We start from the raw sequence: 19,305 nt of genomic DNA, 5'->3' as shown, positions 1-19,305 counted from the left end.
AGTTGATGCCCAAACGTACAGACATCACCACCATCCTGATCATCGGCGCCGGTCCCATCGTGATCGGCCAGGCCTGCGAGTTCGACTATTCGGGCACCCAGGCGGTGAAGACGCTGAAGGAAGAGGGCTACCGCATCGTCCTCGTCAATTCCAACCCGGCCACCATCATGACCGACCCGGAATTGGCCGATGCGACCTATATCGAGCCGATCACGCCCGAGATCGTCGCGAAAATCATCGAGAAGGAACGTCACGTCATCCCCGGCGGCTTCGCGCTGCTGCCGACCATGGGCGGCCAGACCGCGCTGAACTGCGCGCTGTCGCTGCGCCGCCAGGGCACGCTGGAAAAGTTCGACGTTGAGATGATCGGCGCGACCGCCGATGCCATCGACAAGGCCGAGGACCGCCAGCTCTTCCGCGAGGCCATGACGAAGATCGGGCTCGAGACGCCGAGGTCGCGGCTCGCCAACGCCTCCGCCCTAAAGAAGTCTTTCCGCGACAAACACCAGGCCGAACGCGAGAAGCTGTCGGGCGCCGCCCTCGAAGAGCACGATCGGCAATGGACGCTGGGCGAAGGTGACCGCCGCAAGCGCTACCAGGAATACGCCTTCGGCCAGGCCATGATGGCGCTGTCCGAGATCGGCCTGCCCGCGATCATCCGCCCCTCCTTTACGATGGGCGGTACCGGCGGCGGCATTGCCTACAACAAGGAAGAATTCCTCGACATCATCGAGCGCGGCCTCGACGCATCTCCCACCAACGAAGTGCTGATTGAAGAATCCGTGCTCGGCTGGAAAGAGTACGAGATGGAGGTGGTGCGCGACAAGAAAGACAATTGCATCATCGTCTGCTCGATCGAGAACCTCGATCCGATGGGCGTGCACACCGGCGATTCCATCACGGTGGCGCCGGCGCTGACGCTGACCGACAAAGAATACCAGATCATGCGCGACGCCTCGCTGGCGGTGCTGCGCGAGATCGGCGTCGAGACCGGCGGCTCCAACGTGCAGTTCGGCGTCAATCCCGAGGACGGCCGCATGGTCGTGATCGAGATGAATCCGCGCGTGTCGCGCTCCTCCGCGCTGGCCTCGAAGGCGACAGGCTTTCCGATCGCCAAGGTCGCCGCCAAGCTCGCGGTCGGCTACACGCTCGACGAGATCGCCAACGACATCACCGGCGGCGCCACGCCGGCCTCGTTCGAGCCGACGATCGACTACGTCGTCACCAAGGTGCCGCGCTTCGCCTTCGAGAAGTTCCCGGGCGCCTCGACCACGCTGACCACGTCGATGAAGTCGGTCGGCGAAGTCATGGCGATCGGCCGCACCTTCCAGGAAAGCCTGCAGAAGGCGTTGCGCGGACTCGAGACCGGATTGACCGGCCTCGACGAGATCGAGATCGAGGGTCTCGGCCGCGACGACGACAAGAACGCAATCCGGGCCGCGCTCGGCACGCCGACGCCGAACCGGCTGCTCCAGGTCGCCCAGGCCATGCGGCTCGGCTGGTCGAACGAGGAGATCTTCAACTCCTGCAAGATCGACCCGTGGTTCCTCGGCGAGATGCGCGGCATCGTCGACATGGAGGAGAAGGTCCGGAAGAACGGCCTGCCCGGCAACGCCTTCGGCATGCGCACGCTGAAGGCCATGGGCTTCTCCGACGCGCGTCTCGCAGTGCTCGCCGAGACGACGGAGGCCGAGGTGACCGCGAAGCGCCACGCGCTCGGCGTTCGCCCGGTCTACAAGCGGATCGACACCTGCGCGGCCGAGTTCGCCTCGCCCACCGCCTATATGTACTCGACCTATGAGGCGCCGTTTGCGGGCGCGCCCGCGGACGAGAGCACGCCGTCCGACAAGAAGAAGGTCATCATTCTCGGCGGCGGCCCCAACCGCATCGGCCAGGGCATCGAGTTCGACTATTGCTGCTGTCACGCCTGCTTCGCGCTGCACGACGCCGGCTACGAATCCATCATGGTCAATTGCAACCCGGAGACGGTGTCGACCGACTACGACACCGCCGACCGGCTCTATTTCGAGCCGCTCACCGCCGAAGACGTGCTGGAGATCATCGCCAAGGAACGCAGCAAGGGCACGCTGCACGGCGTGATCGTGCAGTTCGGCGGCCAGACCCCGCTCAAGCTCGCGCGCGCCCTGGAAGCCGCCGAAGTGCCGATCCTCGGCACCTCGCCTGATGCCATCGACCTTGCCGAGGATCGTGACCGCTTCAAGCGGGTGCTCGACAAGCTCCGCCTCAAGCAGCCGAAGAACGGCATCGCCTATTCGGTCGAACAGGCGCGCCTGGTCGCAACCGATCTCGGCCTGCCGCTGGTGGTGCGCCCCTCCTACGTGCTCGGCGGCCGCGCGATGCAGATCATCCGCGAGGAGAACCAGCTCAGCGATTACCTGCTCGGCACGCTGCCGGAGCTGGTGCCGGCCGACGTCAAGGCGCGCTATCCGAACGACAAGACCGGGCAGATCAACACCGTGCTCGGCAAGAACCCGCTGCTGTTCGACCGTTATCTGTCTGATGCCACCGAGATCGACGTCGACTGCCTCTGCGACGGCAAGGACACGTTCATCGTCGGCATCATGGAGCATATCGAGGAAGCCGGCATCCATTCCGGCGACAGCGCCTGCTCGCTGCCGCCGCACTCGCTCGATGGGAAGATGATCGAGGAGCTGGAGCGGCAGACCCGCGAGCTCGCGCTCGGCCTCGACGTGGTCGGCCTGATGAACGTGCAATACGCCATCAAGGACGGCGAGATCTACGTGCTCGAGGTCAATCCGCGCGCCTCGCGCACCGTGCCCTTCGTCGCCAAGGTGGTCGGCACGCCGGTCGCTAAGATCGCCGCGCGCGTCATGGCCGGCGAGAAGCTCGCCGATTTCAAGCTGAAGAAGGCGCAGCTCAAGCATGTCGGCGTCAAGGAATCGGTGTTTCCGTTCGCGCGCTTCCCCGGCGTCGACACGGTGCTCGGCCCCGAGATGCGCTCGACCGGCGAGGTCATGGGCATCGACCGCTCGTTTGCGGTGGCGTTCGCCAAGAGCCAGCTCGGCGGCGGCACGCGAGTACCGCGCAAGGGCACGGTGTTCGTCTCCGTGCGTGAAAGCGACAAGACGCGTATCGCCGAAGCGGTTCGCGAATTGCATTCACTCGGATTCAAGGTGCTGGCGACCTCGGGCACCCAGCGCTTCCTGACCGATCAGGGCATCCCGACCGAGAAGGTGAACAAGGTGCTGGAGGGCCGGCCGCACATCGTCGACGCCATCACCAATGGCGACGTCCAGCTCGTCTTCAACACCACCGAAGGCCCGCAGGCGCTGGCCGACAGCCGTTCGCTGCGGCGCGCGGCCCTCTTGCATAAAGTGCCGTATTACACCACTCTTTCCGGGGCCGTGGCGGCCGCGCAGGGCATCCGCGCCTATTTGGGCGGGGACCTTGAGGTTCGTACCCTGCAGAGCTACTTTTCGGAAACCTGATCGCTAGCGGCAGCGACGCTTCCGCTAAGTGATTGGCAATGAAGCCACAATGGCCGGAGGAACTGATCCGGCCAGGTGGTGGTTCTGTTCCGGCGCCAGACCCACAAACTCCCGGTGGGCGCGTGTTCAGGCCCGGGAATACCGACGAATCAAGGTTGCCGCGCCCTCGGTCTTTGTGGGGGCGCGCAGCTGAAGGACGAGAGAAGAGATGGAAAAGGTTCCGATGACCCAGGCCGGCTTTGTCGCGCTCGGGGAAGAATTGAAGAAGCGCCAGTCGGAAGATCGTCCGCGGATCATCGAGCATATCGCCGAGGCGCGCTCGCACGGAGACCTGTCGGAGAACGCGGAATATCATGCCGCGAAGGAAGAGCAGTCCCACAATGAAGGCCGCATCGCCGAGCTCGAGGACAAGCTCGCGCGCGCCGACATCATCGACATCTCGAAACTGTCCGGCGACACCATCAAGTTCGGCGCCACCGTGACCTTGGTCGACGAGGACACCGAGAAGAAGACGGTGTGGCAGATCGTCGGCGAGGTCGAGGCCGACGCCAAGAAGGGCCGCATCTCCATCACCTCGCCGCTCGCGCGCGCGCTGATCGGCAAGAAGAAGGGCTCGACCGTCGAGGTCAATGCACCCGGCGGCGCCAAGGCGTATGAGATTACCAAGGTGGAGTGGCGGTAAGGATTTGCCGCTGCACGTGATGAGATTTCGAAAAGGCCGCGCACTGCGCGGCCTTTTTTGTATCGGCATGTTGCCTGCGTGAGTGGACACGCGCTCTCACCGCGCGTCATTGCGAGGAGCGAAGCGACGAAGCAATCCAGACTGCCTCTGCGGAAAGATTCTGGATTGCTTCGCTGCGCTCGCAATGACGGTGTTTTGTTGCGAGCCCCACTCCATCACCGTCACCCTGAGGTGCTCGCCTCTTCGGCGAGCCTCGAAGGGCGACGGCCCCGCTGCGGCCGCATTTCGACCGCTCATCCTTCGAGGCTCCCCATCGGGCGCTTTGCGCCCGATGCCTCGCACCTCAGGATGACGGGACTGGCAGGACGCTTGGAGAGGCTACCGCCGCCCCTTCACGTCCAGCGGCACGGCGGCTTCATACTTCGAGTTATGCAGCACCAGAGAGGTCCGCACGTTGCGCACGTGGGGGGCGGCGGTCAGGTGGGTGACGAAATCCTGGAAGGTCGCCATATCAGGCGCGACGCATTTGAGGATGAAATCGACCTCGCCCGACAGCATCCAGCACTCCCGCACCAGGGGCTCGGCACGGACGAACTCCTCGAAGGCGCGCAAATCCGCCTCGGCCTGGCTCGACAGGTGCACGGCGGCGAACACGGTGACGTCGAAGCCGAGCTTGCGGGCGTCCAGCAGGCCCCGGTAGCCGTGGATGTAGCCCTCCTCCTCCAGCGCGCGGACGCGGCGCAGGCAGGGCGGCGGCGAGATGCCGACGCGCTTGGCCAGCTCGACATTCGTGATTCGACCGTCGGCCTGAATCTCGGTGAGAATTTTCAGGTCGATCTCGTCTAGGTTCCGCGACACGTGATTGGAACTCCTGGCCTTTGCGGCGGTATTGAGTGACTTATCGCAATCCTCATAGCCCAGTCCGCGCCGTCAGCGCAATTTTATTGCGCGTGCAGCGCAATCGACTTTTGTTCCCTGTTGGAAAAATCCGCCGAGAGGGAATGCAATTCTTGCATAGCTCACCAGAAGGCTTAGATTAGCTCTGATATTTCAGCGCCTCCGCGAGGCCTCCCGGCACGTTCCGCGCCCGCGCTGCAAATCCCCCGTGAAAGGCGTCCATCGAAATGTCCGCTCCTGTTCATGCAAAGGTCGTCATTATTGGCTCCGGTCCGGCCGGTTACACTGCGGCGATCTACGCCGCGCGGGCCATGCTGGAGCCGATTCTGATCCAGGGCATCCAGGCGGGCGGCCAGCTCACCATCACCACCGACGTCGAGAACTATCCGGGCTTCGCCGACGTGATCCAGGGCCCCTGGCTGATGGAGCAGATGGAGAAGCAGGCGGTCCATGTCGGCACCAGGATCGTCTCCGACCTCGTCACCAAGCTGGAGACTGCGCAGCGGCCGTTCCGCCTCACCTGCGACAGCGGCGACGTCTATCTCGCCGACACCGTGGTTCTCGCCACCGGCGCGCAAGCGCGCTGGCTCGGGCTGCCGTCCGAAGTCAAATTCCAGGGCGGCGGCGTGTCGGCCTGCGCCACCTGCGACGGCTTCTTTTACCGCAACAAGGAGGTCGTGGTGGTCGGCGGCGGCAATACCGCGGTCGAGGAAGCCCTGTACCTCACCAACCACGCCTCGCAGGTCACCATCGTGCATCGCCGCGATCACTTCCGCGCCGAGCGCATCCTGCAGGAACGGCTGTTCAAGCACCCGAAGATCAAGGTGATCTGGGACTCCGCGGTCGACGAGATCTGCGGCACCGAGAACCCGAACAAGGTCACCCATGTCCGCCTGAAGAACGTCAAGACCGGCGCGCTCACGGACGTGAAGACCGACGGCATCTTCATCGCCATCGGCCATGCGCCGGCGACCGAGCTCATCAAAGACCAGATCAAGCTGAAACCCTCGGGCTATGTCGAGGTCGCCCCGAACTCGACCGCCACCTCGGTGCCCGGCCTGTTCGCCGCCGGCGACGTCGCCGATGAGACCTATCGCCAGGCCGTGACGGCCGCAGGCCTCGGCTGCATGGCAGCGCTCGAGGCCGAACGTTTCTTGGCCCTGCGCGCCAGCGAGCGCGCGGCAGCGGAATAAAGATCATGCCTCGAACACGCGACGGATTTACGGATATGGACTGGGACAAGCTGAAGGTGTTTCACGCAGCGGCGGAAGCTGGCAGCTTCACGCATGCGGGCGAGCAGCTCGGCCTGTCGCAATCGGCGGTGTCGCGCCAGGTCTCGGCGCTGGAGCAGGAGCTTTCGGTCTCGCTGTTCCACCGCCACGCCCGCGGCCTGATCCTCACCGAGCAGGGCGACCTGCTGTTCCGCACCGCGCATGACGTGTTCATGCAGCTCCAGGCGGCGCGCGCGAAACTCACTGACAGCCGCGAGCGGCCGAGCGGCGACCTCAAGATCACCACCACGCCCGGCGTCGGCATCAACTGGCTGATCCCGCGGCTCGGCGAGTTCACCGCGCTCTATCCGGAGATCCGCATCTCGCTGATCGTCACCGACGAGGAACTCGATTTGTCGATGCGCGAGGCTGATGTCGCGATCCGCACCCGCAAGCCGACGCAGCCGGATCTCATCCAGCGCAAGCTGTTCGCGATGGGCTTCCACGCCTATTGCTCGCCGGAATACATCAAGCGCTTCGGCACGCCGCGCACGCTGGAGGAGCTCGACTCCCACCGCATCATCACGCTCGCAGACGGCAACTTCGCGCCGCATCTGCAGAACCGCAACTGGCTGGTCGAAGCCGGGCGCAACGGCTCGGGTCCGCGCGAAGCCTATTTCAGGGTGAACAACATCCTCGGTCTCGTGCGCGCCTGTCAGCAGGGCCTCGGCATCGCCGCGCTGCCCGACTACCTGGTCGAGGAACAGAGCAAACTCGTGCAGCTGTTCGGCGAATCGGATTCGATCCAGCTCGACACGTATTTTGTCTATCCCGAGGAGTTGAAGACGGTCGCGCGCGTGCAGGTGTTCCGCGACTTCGTGGTCAGCAAGGCGCAGCGCTGGCCGTCCTGATTTCCGCATGACTGACATGCGGCCTCGGCGGTTGCTGCAGGACGCTCGTCAAGCTCATACTGTTTGCACGCTGAGCCTTCGCGTTGCGCATTTGTCCCCCTCCTCCAGTGGCGCGGGAGTTCAGTAATCCCTCTTGGAAGGTGATTGTGTCGGCCTCACGTGGCCAATACCTTAAGCCGGGCTCGTTCGAGCCCGGCTTTTTTTCACTTCAATCGGCATTCGCCTTCCGCGTGTATTGACAGTTCCAGGCATACCCCGCATCATTTGCAAATGATCACGAAGTCGTGCGCAGCAATCGCGAAAAAAGGCCCCCATCCCGGGGCCTCGGATTTTTGCGCGCACTAGCTAAGCTTCGTCATCGCTGCAAATCCCGAAAACCCCGCCGCCTGGACGGGGTTTTTTCATGTGCCCTCCGTCTCAGGTTTTTTCCCGAGAAGGAGATGGAAACATGACTGGTCTACAGGAACAACTGCACGGGCTGTGGCTGCCGCTGGTGACGCCGTTTCAGGGCGGCGCGCTCGACGAGCGGTCGTTGCGGCGGCTGACGCGGCACTACAGCGCGCAAGGCATCGACGGCTTCATCCTGGGGGCGACCTCCGGTGAAGGCATGACGCTGCGCGAGGCCGAGCTCGAACGTCTCGTTGCCATCGTGCGCGACGAGATGGCGGCGGGCCGCCGCAACGTTCCGGTCTGCCTCGGGCTGTCAGGCGCCGACACCTCGCGACTGAAGGAACGTCTCGACGAGACCGCGGACTGGCCGATCGACGGTTATCTGATCGCGAGCCCTTATTATGTGCGGCCCTCGCAGCGCGGGCTGCTGGCGCATTTCGAGACGCTCGCCGATCACGCCGCCTGGCCGCTCGCGCTCTACAACATTCCCTATCGCACCGCGGTGAACATCACCAACCAGACCATGCTGCGGCTCGCCGAGCATCAGAATATCGTGGGCTTGAAGGATTGCGGCGCGAGCCGCGAGCAATCGATCGCGCTGCTGCGTGACAGGCCGAAGCAATTCCGCGTGCTCACCGGCGAGGACGCGAACTATTTCGAGGCGCTCGGTGACGGCGCCGACGGCGGCATCGTGCTGTCGGCCCATGTCGAGACCGCGGCGTTTGCGGCGGTCTACGCCGAGCACAAGCGCGGCAATTACGACGCAGCGCTGGCGCGCTGGCATGAGGTCGCAGAGCTGACGCGGCTGCTGTTCACGGAGCCGAGCCCGGCGCCGGCAAAGTACTGGCTGTGGCGATGCGGCCTCATCGACAGCCCCGAAGTGCGCCTGCCGATGGTGGAAGTCAGCAGCGAGCTCGCGGCCACGATCGATCGCGAGATCGAGCGTCGGACGAAGGTAGCGGCGTAGCGGCCTTACTCTTCCCGCCACCTCCGTGTCATTCCGGGGCGCGCACAGCGCGAACGATGGTGCGCAATTGCGCACCATCGTTCGCGACTTCGTCGCGCCCCGGAATGACGGCGGTGGGGACGACAGAGCGCCGCCCTTGGTTAACCGGACCCCAACGCCGTTCGCTACCGCCGCATGGCGCATCTACGGCTCGTTTACGCTCTGGTGCCTATCGTTGTGCTCCGAAGCCTTCTCATAGGGGGAATGACCATGAGGCATCGTACCCGGCCTACGGCCGCAAGCCAGTTCGCTCCGAGCGATCTCCTGCAGGGAATTATCGTCGTATCGTCGTTCGGGTTCTGGGCGGTGATGCTCGGCCTGATGCCGGTGCTGCTGTTTCGGGTCTGGCTCGCCTGAGACGGCTGCTCGCGCGGATGGTTAAAGGGCGGTCGCAAATGCGCTCAAAATGCGAGCGGGATTGCAAGCCGGAATTTTAAAACATCCCGCGTATCGTTCATGCCCATAAGCGAAGAAATCGCGGGGGCATTTGTGAATAGTCATAGTGAGATGGCGTCGCATTACGACGCCGGACAGCAGAGCTTTACCACCGAGGACATTCTCTGGGCCGTCGGCATCTGGTCGGTGATCCTGACTTTGTCGCCGGTCATCGTGTTCTACATGCTGATGGTGGCGTAACCTTCATTTCCACGGGCGAGAACGTGGATGCCCGGGACAAGCCTGGGCATGACGGACCATCATCCAGAAAACGCAAAACGCGCGGACTTCCGCGCGTTTTTTGTCCGGGGAATGAATTATAAAAAATTACGCTGCCTGCTTGTGCATTGCGCCGGATGCCGACGCCGTGCCGCGAATAGCTTTCACTGAACGCTCGATCGCCGCCCACAGCCTTGCGATTTCCTGAGCCGCACGGCTCTCGGCCTGGTACTCCCGCGCGCCTTCGCCATGGCTCAACGCCATCAAGAGATCCGAACGGTTGGTGATCTGGCCACCCCACACCGGCGCACGGAATTTCGCCAGCGCTTCGCGGGCGATGGTGACGATCGGGCTTTCGGCTTCGTCGCGCTTGGCCGGCGCACCGTTGAGCACGACCGCATAGGGCTTGCGCGCCGCGCGGCACATCTGGATGGTTTCCTGCACCGCGTTGACGTCGAACACGCCGGGACGGGCGGGAATCACCACCATAGTGGCATTCTTGATCGCGTCGTCGACGACAGCCGAGAGGTTCGGCGGCGTGTCGATCAACACCCATTCATAACCGTCGCGCTTGGCAGCGGAGACGATGCCGCTGACGGAGTTCACGGCCGCCTTGATCGGCGGTTCGTTGGTGCCACGCAGCTTGTGCCACAGCGTGAGCGAGCCCTGCGGGTCCGCGTCCACGAGCATGACCTGCTTGCTCGCCTTGATCTGCGCGGCGAGATGTGCAGCCAGGGTACTCTTGCCCGAGCCGCCTTTACGCGATGCAAAAACAATAACGTTCATACCTTCGGCCTCCAGATTGACCCTAGGCTACGAAAATGAATCACCACGCTGATTCGTGAAAGATAAATTTATCGAGAGTTGCGCTGGGGTCACGAAATAACAAGGCGTGCTGGCTTTTGAGTCACACTGCGATGTGCGAGGCGCGACAAGAACCGCAATCAAGCGCTGTGCGCGAGCGTGTATGCGTTTTTTGAGCAGTCCTTCGGGACGACGCGGAATGCAACCTCGCCGCGCAAACCCGCATCCGACTCTTTTCCGTCGTGCCTGCGTCGCAAGCTCACGCCAGCCGCGCGAACAAAAGGAGTCCGTTACCTTACGAAGTTTCGCAAAAGGAAGGCGGGTGCCGCTCAGCTGTCGCTGGTCTTTTTCTTCTTGGCCGCCGGCTTGGCGCTCTTCTTCGCGGTTTTGGGCGCGATGTTGGTCGGCCTGCCGGCACGGGCCTCGCCCGGCTCCGGTCCGCGGCGGAAGAACACCGCGCATTGTGGCGAGAGCTGCGCCTTCTTCTTGATCATGCAGGCGGTGATGGCATCGACGTTCGGCACGAACTCGCCGCACAGCCGCATCGCATCCGGCGTGCAGGCCTGCTGCTCCTCCGGGGTGTAGGCGAAGCCGGCACCGGGCTGGATCAGCACGGCCAGCGCCATCCCGAGGGTGGCAGCAGCCAAGGATGACTTGAAGCGAAGCGCCGGCATTGAATCCCCCACATGTCGAACAGGAGGGAATAGTGGGTGAACGGCGGTTCGTTGGCAACCGAGCGGGATGCGAAAGCCGCGACCTGTGCGGTCTCGGCAACAGGGCGGGCATCGCGGTGATCCGCCTGCGGGAAAGGTCGGCGCGAAGCGCCGGGTGAGGGCTCTCTCCGCGTTGGGGTCCTCGATTGTGGCGACACCCCCTTCCCAGCCCTCCCCCGCAAGCGGGAGAGGGAGCGCACCTGCTCCTGCGGCAACGACGGCTTGGCTGGATCGAGCTCGGCCGCTGTTCCAGCCACCCCAACACAAAATCGCGAAAACAACCCCATGCACAGTAGCCAAGCCACGGTAATCCCATAGCATTTCATATCTTAGGATTTAGCGAAATCTGGTTTGACTTGTCGGGCGAAACGGGGGCATCATGGCATCATCAAGAAGATGCGCGTGGGGTGGCCGGCTTGTCTCCTGCGCTGGTCGAAAAGCGCACGGAGGAGCACGGTTGCATGGACGGGAATGAGGCGGAGCTGCCGCTGTCGGGTGTCACGGTGGTTTCGCTCGAACAGGCGATCGCGGCGCCGCTGGCCAGCCGGCACCTGGCGGACTGGGGCGCGCGGGTCATCAAGATCGAGCGGCCGGGCACTGGAGATTTCTGCCGGGACTACGACCACGTGATGAACGGCATGTCGAGCCAGTTCGTCTGGACCAACCGCTCCAAGGAAAGTCTCGCCATCGACATCAAGAGCGAGGACGGCCGCAAGGTGCTCGACGCCCTGCTGCCGCAGGCGGACGTGTTCATCCAGAATCTCGCGCCGGGCGCTGCGGAGCGGCTCGGCCTCGATGCCGCATCGCTGGTGCGGAAACATCCGCGCATCATCGCCTGCGACGTCTCGGGCTATGGCACCGGCGGCCCCTACAGCGACAAGAAGGCCTATGATCTCCTGGTCCAGTGCGAGGCCGGCGTTCTCGCCATCAACGGCACCGAGGCGGAGCCCGCCAAGGTCGGGCTCTCGGTGGTCGACATCGCCACCGGCATGTACATCCTCAACGGCGTGCTGATGGCGCTGTACCGCCGGGAGCGGACCGGCAAGGGCACGGCCTTCCAAGCCTCGCTGTTCGATTCCATCACGGACTGGATGAGCTATCCCGCCTTCTACACGCAAAGCACGGGCCGGCCGCTGCCGCGAACCGGCGCGAGGCATGCGACGATCGCGCCCTACGGCCCGTTCCGGGTCGGCGACGGTGACACGATCTTCTTCGGCATCCAGAACGATCGGGAATGGCGATCGCTGTGCAGCACCGTCCTCGGCGATGCGGGCTTTGCCGATCATCCAAGCTTCCGCACCAATCCGCTGCGCATGCAGAATCGCGACGATCTGCAGGCGCATATCGAGCAGCGATTTGCCTCCATGACCGGCGAGGAGGTGCTGCGTCTGCTTGACGACGCCTCGATCGCCAACGCGCATCTGAACTCGGTCGAGGCCTTCCTGGCGCATGAGCAGCTTCATGCGCGGTCGCGCGTCCAGAGCGTCGGCTCGCCGTGCGGGCCGCTGATGAGCTTCCTGCCCGCGCTGACCATTCCCGGCCTGAGGCCGCGGATGGATCCGGTGCCCGATGTGGGGCAGCACAATCAAACTATCCTCAGCGAACTCGGCCTCGGCAAGGAGACGTGACGATGGCACATCAGCGGCCAACGCGGGCTTATCTGGCCGTCCCCGCGCATCGCACCCGCCTCGTCGCCAAGGCGGCGGCCTCAGTTGCCGATGCCGTGTTCATGGATCTCGAGGACGCGGTGCCGCCGTCCGAGAAGGGTCTTGCGCTGGAGGAGGCCGCCCGATCCCTCTCCGCGCTCGACTGGGGCAGCAAGCGCGTCACGGTGAGGATCAACGCCGTGGACAGCCCCTTCATCGCGCAGGAGATCCGCGCGCTGGCGGCAGTGCCGAGACTGGATGCGTTGATCGTGCCGAAGGCGGAGCGCGCCAGCGACATCACCGCAATTGCCGAGCAGTTGCGGGCCGCCGGCTCCGATCGCCCCACGCCGGTCGCGCTGGAATTGCTGATCGAGACCGCGCTCGGCCTCGTCAATGTCGACATGCTCGCCGCCTGTCACGACAGCGTTGCCGCGCTTCATCTCGGCGTCGGCGATTTCGCGGCGTCGATCGGCGCCCGCTCCTCCGACATCGGGGTGTCCCCGGATGGCTACCGCCACGTCGGATCGGCGCAAACCGGCTACGCGTTCGCGCCGCTCGACCTGTTCGCTTATCCGATGATGCGCCTGCTGGTGGCCGCGCGCGCGTTCGGCCTCATCGCCATCGACGGCCCCTGCGGTGCGTTCCGCGATGCCAGGCTGACCGAAAGCAGCGCGCAAAAGGCCGCGGCGATGGGGTTCGACGGCAAGCAAGTCATCCATCCCGACCAGATCGAGCCGACGCTGCGCGCATTCATGCCGTCGGACCAGGAGCTGGCCCAGGCGCGGCTGATCGTCGAGGCGATGGAGCAGGCGGAGGCGAAAGGACAGGGCGCGGTGACTCTCGACGGCAAGATGATCGACTACGCCAATGTGCGGATGGCCCGCCGGATCATTGGACTGGGGTCGTAGCGGCGCGTACAAGCCATTCCCGACGCCGATCCTTCGCTCCCGATTTTTCTCCCTATAACATCCGCTCATTGCCTGAGGGTTGGTGGGTGCGCCAGGATGCAAGGCCGATGATTCAAGGCCCTCGCAACACGAGCCGGCCGAGCAGCGCCGCGAGTTCGCTTTGCCTGGATATGCCGAGCTTCTGAAATACGCGCTTCAGCACATTGCGCGCCGTGTCTTCGGCAATCCCGAGCCGGCCTGCAGCTTGCTTCGGCGGAACGCCCGAACCCACCAGAGAGGCGATTCTGGCCTCCCCGAGCGTCAAGCCCAGGATGTCCCGCACGATGGCGGGATCCGGCGGCTCGGCAGATTTCTGCTCGATCGCGAGCACGATCGCCCGCGTGCGGGTCAGAAAATGGCTGTCTGAAAGTGCGCCGGCGGTGATCGGGAGCAGGTAGATGACGAAACGCCGGCCTGTTGCACTCGACTCAACGAGAATGGGTCTCGGCTCGGCCAGCAGATCGCGCGCCTCGGCGCGAAGCGTTTGCGTCATAGCGGCCTCGAACGGCGCCCGGCTCGCCGCCATGCGAACACGCAGACGATCGTTCACGAGGTCGAACACTTCGCCGAGAAGGCTCTCCCCAACCGGATTGGCGAACAGCACACGCGCCGACGAGTCCAGCGCAAACACGCCGATGCCGATCCGCGCAAGGGCGTCGCCAAGGCCGAGATTGGCCAGTTCGGTATCAAGCAGCCTGATCGACAGGCGCAACGATTTCTCGGCGTGGCGCCCGAGCGTGCTTATCAGGTCCAGTTCGGCCTCGGAGAATTGCGGCTTGGCGAAGGCTCGCTGCACGCTGAGCGCCACCAGGATCCGTGGGTCGGGTGACACCCCGATCGATCCGAACCAGCCCAAACCGTGCCTTGCAAGGAATTCCCTGCTGAACGGATGGTTGAGGTAGGCGTCGTCGATCGGGCCGATGTGTCGATCGGTGAAGGGCTCGCCGCTGACGTAAAGGCCGGACGAGACGCAACGTTCGGCCTTGAAATCGTGCTGCGCCCAACGCGTCCCATAGTCGGCGAGCGCGGGCGCGAGGCTTTCGGAGGCGAGGGCTCCGAAGGCCCCGTCGTCCCTTCGCCATTGCAGGATCGCGCCGGCGTCATCGAAGCAGTCTGCGATCTTGCCAAGAGCGGATGGCCAGAATGACGGGCTCGCTGCCGTATCGTAGATCGCTTCGACGGCAGCGAGGAGACGGTCGGCGGCAAGGGCCATGGGGTCCCGATCGATCAGAGAATGCATTAGGTTACATGAAATTGCAGGTTACACGAGATTGCCATTCGGCAATTGCCATCCGGCGGCTCTCCCGAAACTTCTCCCGGATTTCCACGCAAGAGATCGGTTACGGTGGCGGTGCACAAAATTGTCTTTGGTCAGCCTTGCGGCTAACGTGCACTGCAGTGCAGGAGTCCTTGTGCGCTGTCACCGTCATCAAGCACTGCCACCGTCATCAGGAGTGGTGAGGCTGGAAGGCCAGATGATCGACCGTCTCAATGTGCGGATGGCACACAGGGTCATCGGGCTGGGTTGTAGGGGCACATGGCCACGTTGCTGATTGTCGCACCGGTGTTTGCGTTGATCGCGGCCGGCTATGCCGCGGTGCTGTTTCGCTTCGTCTCGGAGAGCGCGCACAAGGGCATCTCGGAATTTGCCTTCAGCATCGCCATCCCAGCGTTGCTGTTCCGCACCATCGTCGTGTCGGAATTCCCCGATGTCAGCCCTTACCGGATGTGGGGCGCCTATTACGGCGCGCTCGCCCTCATCTGGATCGCGGCGCTGGCGATCTCGGCGCTGCTGCGCCAGCGGCGCCAGGACCACGAGGACGGCGTCGTGTTCGCGATCGGCTCGGTCTACGGCAACATCGTGATGCTCGGCATTCCCCTCGTGCTCTCCGCGCTGGGCAACGAGGCGGCGGGGCCGATGGCGCTGATCCTGTCGGTGAACACGCCCCTGCTCTGGCTCTGCGGCATCCTGCAGATGGAGCTTGTCAGCCAGAAGCGCACCGGCTCGGCCCTGTCGGTCATCTGGCCCGTGCTCACCGACCTCGCCCGCAACCCGCTGATGCTGGCAATCGGCTTCGGCGTGATCTGGCGCTTCACCGGCCTCGGCCTCACCCCCGTCATCGACCGCACCATCGAGCTTTTGGCGCAGGCGGGATCGCCGACGGCCCTGATCGCGCTCGGCATCAACCTGTTCCGCTTCGAGGTGAAAGGCGAGAAGCTGAGCATTTTGGTGATGTGCGCGCTGAAGCTGGCGGCGATGCCGGCGGCCGCGTTCGTGCTGGCAAGACTGCTCGACCTGCCGCCGGTCGCCGCCGGCGTCGTCGTGCTGTTCGCGGCGATGCCGACCGGCGCGAATGCCTACATCTTCGCGGTGCAGTATCAGCGGCTGGTGAACCCGGTCTCGGGCGCGGTCGCGCTGGGGACGCTGCTGGCGGCGGTGACGTTGCCGGTGGTGGTGTGGGCGGTGGCGAAGTGAGGCAGGGGCGCCTGACGATTGCCGAAACCGCTATGCGACACCTTGGCCCGCGCGCCAGGCCATCTCCCAGAAATCTGCCTCGAGGCGAGTGGCTTCCTTGAAGATCGCAATCAGCTCGGCCTCGCGGGCCGGCGTGGCGTAGAGATCGGCGAGATGCTCCATATGCGCCCGCGCTTTGGCAGCGACCTCCTGGTACGGCACGCCGGCGTATTCGGCGATCCAGACGCGATAGGCGTTCGTCGCAGCGCCCGCATCGGGAAGCGAGCCGAGCCGCGTTGCGATCTCCGCGTACCCGATCACGCAAGGCGCAAGCGCCACCTTGAGCGCCAGCAGATCGCCGCGCATTCCGGCGTCGAGCACGTAGCGCGTATAGGCCAGCATCTCGGCCGCCGGAGGGGCTTGTTCGAGGTCACTTGGGGATAGACCCCAATCGGCACAGAGCTTCACATGCAGGTTCATCTCGACATCGAGGATGGCCGACAGGCCGGCCGCTGCTTCACGCATGTCGGCAAGCCTGGGCGACTTGTAGACCGCGAGCGCGTAGGCGCGAGCAAACTCGATGAGGAACAAATAGTCCTGAACGAGGTAGTGACGAAACGCCGCTTCGGGGAGCGAGCCGTCCGCCAATCCGTTCGTGAAGGGATGCTCGGTGTAGGCCCGCCACTCAGCGGATGCTGCTGACTTGAGACGCTCGAAGAAACTCACGGATCTTTCCGCCTGCTTGCTTGTCCACGAACGTCTTTGGCTCGCTACCGATAGCGCATTGCGAACCGAGCAGCTACGACGACAGCGGACAAAATAGGCTTTGAGCAGCGCTGAACTGGGCGTCTTGGTGATGTGCGCGCATAAGCTGGCGACGATGCCGGCGCGCGGCGACGTTGCCGGTGGTCTTGTGTGCGTGGTGGCGAGGTAACGCGTCCAAGGCGTGCGGACGACGCCGCGCGTCCTCGGACAGCATTTACGCGGTCAGCGCAGGCCCAGGAACGACAGCACTATACCAATCACGACGACAAGTCCGACCAGATAAATAATCCCGTTCATATCTCAGCTCCCTTTGCTTCTTCCTGCCGCAGTTCCAAACACGCAAGGGCACCAAAAGGTTCGCCGGGACTGGCTGCTGTTTTCTGCCGGAAGCGCGGAACGAAAACGAACGATCCTGCTTCGGCGCCCCGGGCCCTCGCGCCGTCTCGGCGATTTTGCCTTTACACGCAAAGGTGGCTACGCTGCCCTGATACGTGGTGCAGGGAGCGTGACATGGCAAACCGCGACGACATGCTCGCATTGATCAGGGCCGCCTACGCCGCGCGCGACGGCGGCGACACCGATAGCCTGGTGACGGCTTTTCATCCCGAGGGCGCGTTCACCTTGATGGGCGACAAGAGCGCGCTCGAACTGACGGGACGCATGCAGGGCTACCCGACCCTGCACGCAGCCTTCACTCAATTGACCGCCGGCTTCGGCTTCGAAGGCCGCGAGATCCTGGCCGAGCTGGTCGACGGCGATCGTGTCGCCGTCCATTCCCGCGTCACCGTGCGATATCACCCGACCGGCAAAGCGGTCAGCACGGAGATTTTGGACCTGTTCAGATTTCAGGATGGGAAGATCGCGGAGTTGATCGAGTTTGCGGATACGGCGCAGATCAAGGCCATGATTGGGTGAGCACGACCTAGTAAAGTTTCCTGCACTGTCACCGTAATCCAGCGGTTATTCGCGGTTCGCAGAGCGATGATAACGCTGCCGTCCGGAGTGGGCGATCGCAGGTTCGTTCCGTGATGTGGGCAAGGACATCGTCAGCATTGGTACAGTTGGGTGGGCTCGAACCACCGACCTCCTGTTCCACAGACAGGCGCTCTAACCAACTGAGCTACAACTGCATCCTGGCGAGCCGCCCTCAAGGGGTGCCTGAAAAGGTCGACCTAGGGGGGCTGGACGGGGCGGAAACTAGGTGCAACGGCCCGGTTTGGCAAGGCCGCAATGCGGTGAAAAACCGGGTGAAATTGACCGCGGGGCAGGGAAATCGGGGCAATGGCGGGCATCGGAGCGTTGTGCTCCCCCTGCCGGCGACCGAAACACTCCCCGGACGGAGAGAACCCTCACCCGTCGCCCTGCGATGCTTCGCATCGCCGGGCGCCGGCCGCTCCCGCAAGCTGAGAGGCAAGAAAAAACCCGGGCGTTTCGGCCCGGGTTTCTCTCAATTCAAACCTGCCTCACCGCTCAGGCGGCGGGCGGCATGTACTTCGAGGCGCTGGCCTTGATCGGCTCGGCGGTCTCGGCGGCGACGCGCTGGGTGAGCTCGACCAGCTCCTTGGCCTGGGACTGCAAGGTCTCGAACTGCTTGCGGGTGTGGCCGGTCCACAGCTCCAAGGCTTCCGACGGCGACTTGGCGCCGAACAGATGCTGGGCGAAGTCGAGCTGGGCGCTGGAATTGGCCTTCATGAACTCGACCAGCTTGGCGGTGTACTCGCTCGCGCCCTTGGAGGCGGAGGTGAAAACGGCCTCGACGGTGCCGTTGTGGGTCTCGGCCGCGTCCTTGAACTTGGCGTAGTTTTCGCGGGCCTGCGACACGCCCTTTTCGGCGAACGCACGCATCTGCTCGGGGACCTCGAACGGAATGATCGAGGCAGAAAACGGATCAGTCGCACCTGTCATGGTCGTCCCTCACGCTAATTGAAAAAATGGAGTGAGCCTTCTGGCGCGCCCGCCGGCCAACCGGAGCCATCTGATGGCGGGAACGAAGACTGGAAACGCGAAACAAACGATGTGGCTCGCCCAGTGCTTAGGATTATGGCTGCCTATCATGTCAACATTGTGCAGCGCAACGCGCCAAGAGGGTGCGGCGCGATAATTTAATCTAGGTTAGGGCGAAGTTCCCCGGGTGGGGAACCGGGGGTTGAGGTTGATGCAGACCACGCGAGCGGTCGGCGCCCTCTCCCGCCTGCGGGAGAGGGTTGGCGAGAGGGTGCTTCCGCATCGGGACAACCCCAATAACGAGAGAGCCCTCACCCGCGCCTTCGGTGCGACCTCTCCCGCAAGCGGGAGAGGTGACCACCCCAGCCCCACCTTCGAATCCCTTGGATGAACCGGGCTGCCGCTTGCGGGTTTGGGCAGATTAAGGTTATCGCCGCTTTGGGCTACCTCCGAAGGGCCGGGCCGTGGACCTGCCCGCGGCCGCGGGCGATACTAACCCTTTCTTAAGGCTGTCATTCCGGCAGCCGCCAGCTTCAAGCGTGAGATACAGCCGGTCGGATGACGAGTTCGGATTTCCAGTTGCGAGGTGTGGGCGATCCCCGGCTGGCCGTGCATGCGACCTCTCAGCTGCCCGCCTGGCTGTGGTCGATCGACGGCGCGCGCGTGCTGTGGGCCAATCCGGTCGGCGCAAAACTGTTCGGCGCGACAAATAGCGCAGCACTCGCGGACAGGATGTTTGGCCCGGCGGACAGCCATCGCCGCCAGGTCGCCCGGCTCGCCCGGCAGCTGCCGGCGAATGGCTCCGTGCGG

At 64.1% G+C, this 19,305-nt stretch carries 18 protein-coding genes and 1 tRNA gene; 12 read left to right on the top strand and 7 right to left on the bottom strand.

What is annotated here, in order from left to right:
* Window positions 1-5: 5 nt before the first annotated feature.
* Both carB and greA read left to right on the top strand, forming a co-directional pair.
* Entirely contained in the window at window positions 6-3,470 is a 3,465-nt protein-coding gene (gene carB / locus MOV74_RS05140) for a carbamoyl-phosphate synthase large subunit (protein WP_246918754.1), read from the top strand.
* 208 nt (window positions 3,471-3,678) lie between these two features.
* Window positions 3,679-4,152 (top strand): transcription elongation factor GreA, encoded by a 474-nt coding sequence (greA, locus tag MOV74_RS05135; protein ID WP_018643807.1) that lies wholly within the window; start codon window positions 3,679-3,681, stop codon window positions 4,150-4,152.
* Window positions 4,153-4,530: 378 nt separating this feature from the next.
* Here the strand turns inward: greA and MOV74_RS05130 are convergent, their stop codons facing one another.
* A complete protein-coding gene (locus MOV74_RS05130) occupies window positions 4,531-5,010 on the bottom strand; it encodes an Lrp/AsnC family transcriptional regulator (protein ID WP_027547667.1) in 480 nt (159 codons plus the stop codon).
* A 266-nt stretch (window positions 5,011-5,276) separates the two neighbouring features.
* Here MOV74_RS05130 and trxB point away from each other — a divergent pair, with 266 nt between their 5' ends.
* From trxB to MOV74_RS05105, 5 genes are all read left to right on the top strand, one after another.
* The gene (gene trxB / locus MOV74_RS05125; RefSeq protein WP_246918752.1) at window positions 5,277-6,242 is read left to right on the top strand and encodes a thioredoxin-disulfide reductase; all 966 of its coding nucleotides are present in this window, start codon (window positions 5,277-5,279) and stop codon (window positions 6,240-6,242) included.
* A 5-nt stretch (window positions 6,243-6,247) separates the two neighbouring features.
* Window positions 6,248-7,171, top strand: coding sequence for a LysR family transcriptional regulator (locus MOV74_RS05120; protein WP_063197141.1), 924 nt, complete (start codon window positions 6,248-6,250; stop codon window positions 7,169-7,171).
* Window positions 7,172-7,619: 448 nt separating this feature from the next.
* Complete coding sequence (dapA, locus tag MOV74_RS05115) at window positions 7,620-8,528, top strand: 4-hydroxy-tetrahydrodipicolinate synthase (protein ID WP_246918750.1); 909 nt, start codon at window positions 7,620-7,622, stop codon at window positions 8,526-8,528.
* A gap of 249 nt (window positions 8,529-8,777) precedes the next feature.
* Window positions 8,778-8,924 carry a hypothetical protein gene (locus MOV74_RS05110; protein ID WP_246918748.1) on the top strand — a complete coding sequence of 49 codons (147 nt, stop codon included), beginning with the start codon at window positions 8,778-8,780 and terminating at the stop codon, window positions 8,922-8,924.
* A gap of 99 nt (window positions 8,925-9,023) precedes the next feature.
* On the top strand, window positions 9,024-9,203 hold the full coding sequence (locus MOV74_RS05105) for a hypothetical protein (RefSeq protein WP_246918746.1): 180 nt from the start codon (window positions 9,024-9,026) through the stop codon (window positions 9,201-9,203).
* Window positions 9,204-9,329: 126 nt separating this feature from the next.
* Here MOV74_RS05105 and MOV74_RS05100 read toward each other — a convergent pair whose 3' ends face one another.
* Window positions 9,330-10,007, bottom strand: coding sequence for a ParA family protein (locus MOV74_RS05100; RefSeq protein ID WP_025032179.1), 678 nt, complete (start codon window positions 10,005-10,007; stop codon window positions 9,330-9,332).
* A 347-nt stretch (window positions 10,008-10,354) separates the two neighbouring features.
* A complete protein-coding gene (locus MOV74_RS05095; protein WP_246918744.1) occupies window positions 10,355-10,699 on the bottom strand; it encodes a hypothetical protein in 345 nt (114 codons plus the stop codon).
* A 500-nt stretch (window positions 10,700-11,199) separates the two neighbouring features.
* On the opposite strand from MOV74_RS05095, the gene MOV74_RS05090 reads away from it, so the two are divergent.
* Together MOV74_RS05090 and MOV74_RS05085 are read left to right on the top strand one after the other, a co-directional pair.
* A complete protein-coding gene (locus MOV74_RS05090) occupies window positions 11,200-12,366 on the top strand; it encodes a CaiB/BaiF CoA-transferase family protein (RefSeq protein WP_246918743.1) in 1,167 nt (388 codons plus the stop codon).
* Window positions 12,367-12,368: 2 nt separating this feature from the next.
* Window positions 12,369-13,292: a CoA ester lyase gene (locus MOV74_RS05085; protein WP_246918741.1), complete on the top strand. Its 924-nt coding sequence runs from the start codon at window positions 12,369-12,371 to the stop codon at window positions 13,290-13,292.
* Between the two features lie 112 nt (window positions 13,293-13,404).
* Here the strand turns inward: MOV74_RS05085 and MOV74_RS05080 are convergent, their stop codons facing one another.
* Entirely contained in the window at window positions 13,405-14,139 is a 735-nt protein-coding gene (locus tag MOV74_RS05080; protein ID WP_246918739.1) for a helix-turn-helix transcriptional regulator, read from the bottom strand.
* 729 nt (window positions 14,140-14,868) lie between these two features.
* Between MOV74_RS05080 and MOV74_RS05075 the strand changes: the two genes are divergently transcribed.
* Entirely contained in the window at window positions 14,869-15,807 is a 939-nt protein-coding gene (locus MOV74_RS05075; RefSeq protein ID WP_246918737.1) for an AEC family transporter, read from the top strand.
* A gap of 30 nt (window positions 15,808-15,837) precedes the next feature.
* Here MOV74_RS05075 and tenA read toward each other — a convergent pair whose 3' ends face one another.
* On the bottom strand, window positions 15,838-16,512 hold the full coding sequence (tenA, locus tag MOV74_RS05070) for a thiaminase II (RefSeq protein ID WP_246918736.1): 675 nt from the start codon (window positions 16,510-16,512) through the stop codon (window positions 15,838-15,840).
* A gap of 549 nt (window positions 16,513-17,061) precedes the next feature.
* Between tenA and MOV74_RS05065 the strand changes: the two genes are divergently transcribed.
* A complete protein-coding gene (locus MOV74_RS05065; protein ID WP_246918734.1) occupies window positions 17,062-17,466 on the top strand; it encodes a nuclear transport factor 2 family protein in 405 nt (134 codons plus the stop codon).
* A 138-nt stretch (window positions 17,467-17,604) separates the two neighbouring features.
* Here the strand turns inward: MOV74_RS05065 and MOV74_RS05060 are convergent.
* Both MOV74_RS05060 and MOV74_RS05055 read right to left on the bottom strand, forming a co-directional pair.
* Window positions 17,605-17,681 (bottom strand) — tRNA-His (locus MOV74_RS05060).
* Window positions 17,682-18,021: 340 nt separating this feature from the next.
* Window positions 18,022-18,456, bottom strand: a complete 435-nt coding sequence (locus tag MOV74_RS05055; RefSeq protein ID WP_246918732.1) for a phasin — start codon at window positions 18,454-18,456, stop codon at window positions 18,022-18,024.
* Window positions 18,457-19,053: 597 nt separating this feature from the next.
* Here MOV74_RS05055 and MOV74_RS05050 point away from each other — a divergent pair.
* A partial coding sequence (locus tag MOV74_RS05050; RefSeq protein WP_246918730.1) for a hypothetical protein occupies window positions 19,054-19,305 on the top strand: 252 nt, incomplete at its 3' end.

This window comes from Bradyrhizobium sp. SHOUNA76, from assembly GCF_023006445.1.
GTDB lineage: Bacteria > Pseudomonadota > Alphaproteobacteria > Rhizobiales > Xanthobacteraceae > Bradyrhizobium.
The sequence above is the reverse complement of the archived record's forward strand: the minus strand, read 5'-3'. Positions and strand labels throughout refer to the sequence as shown.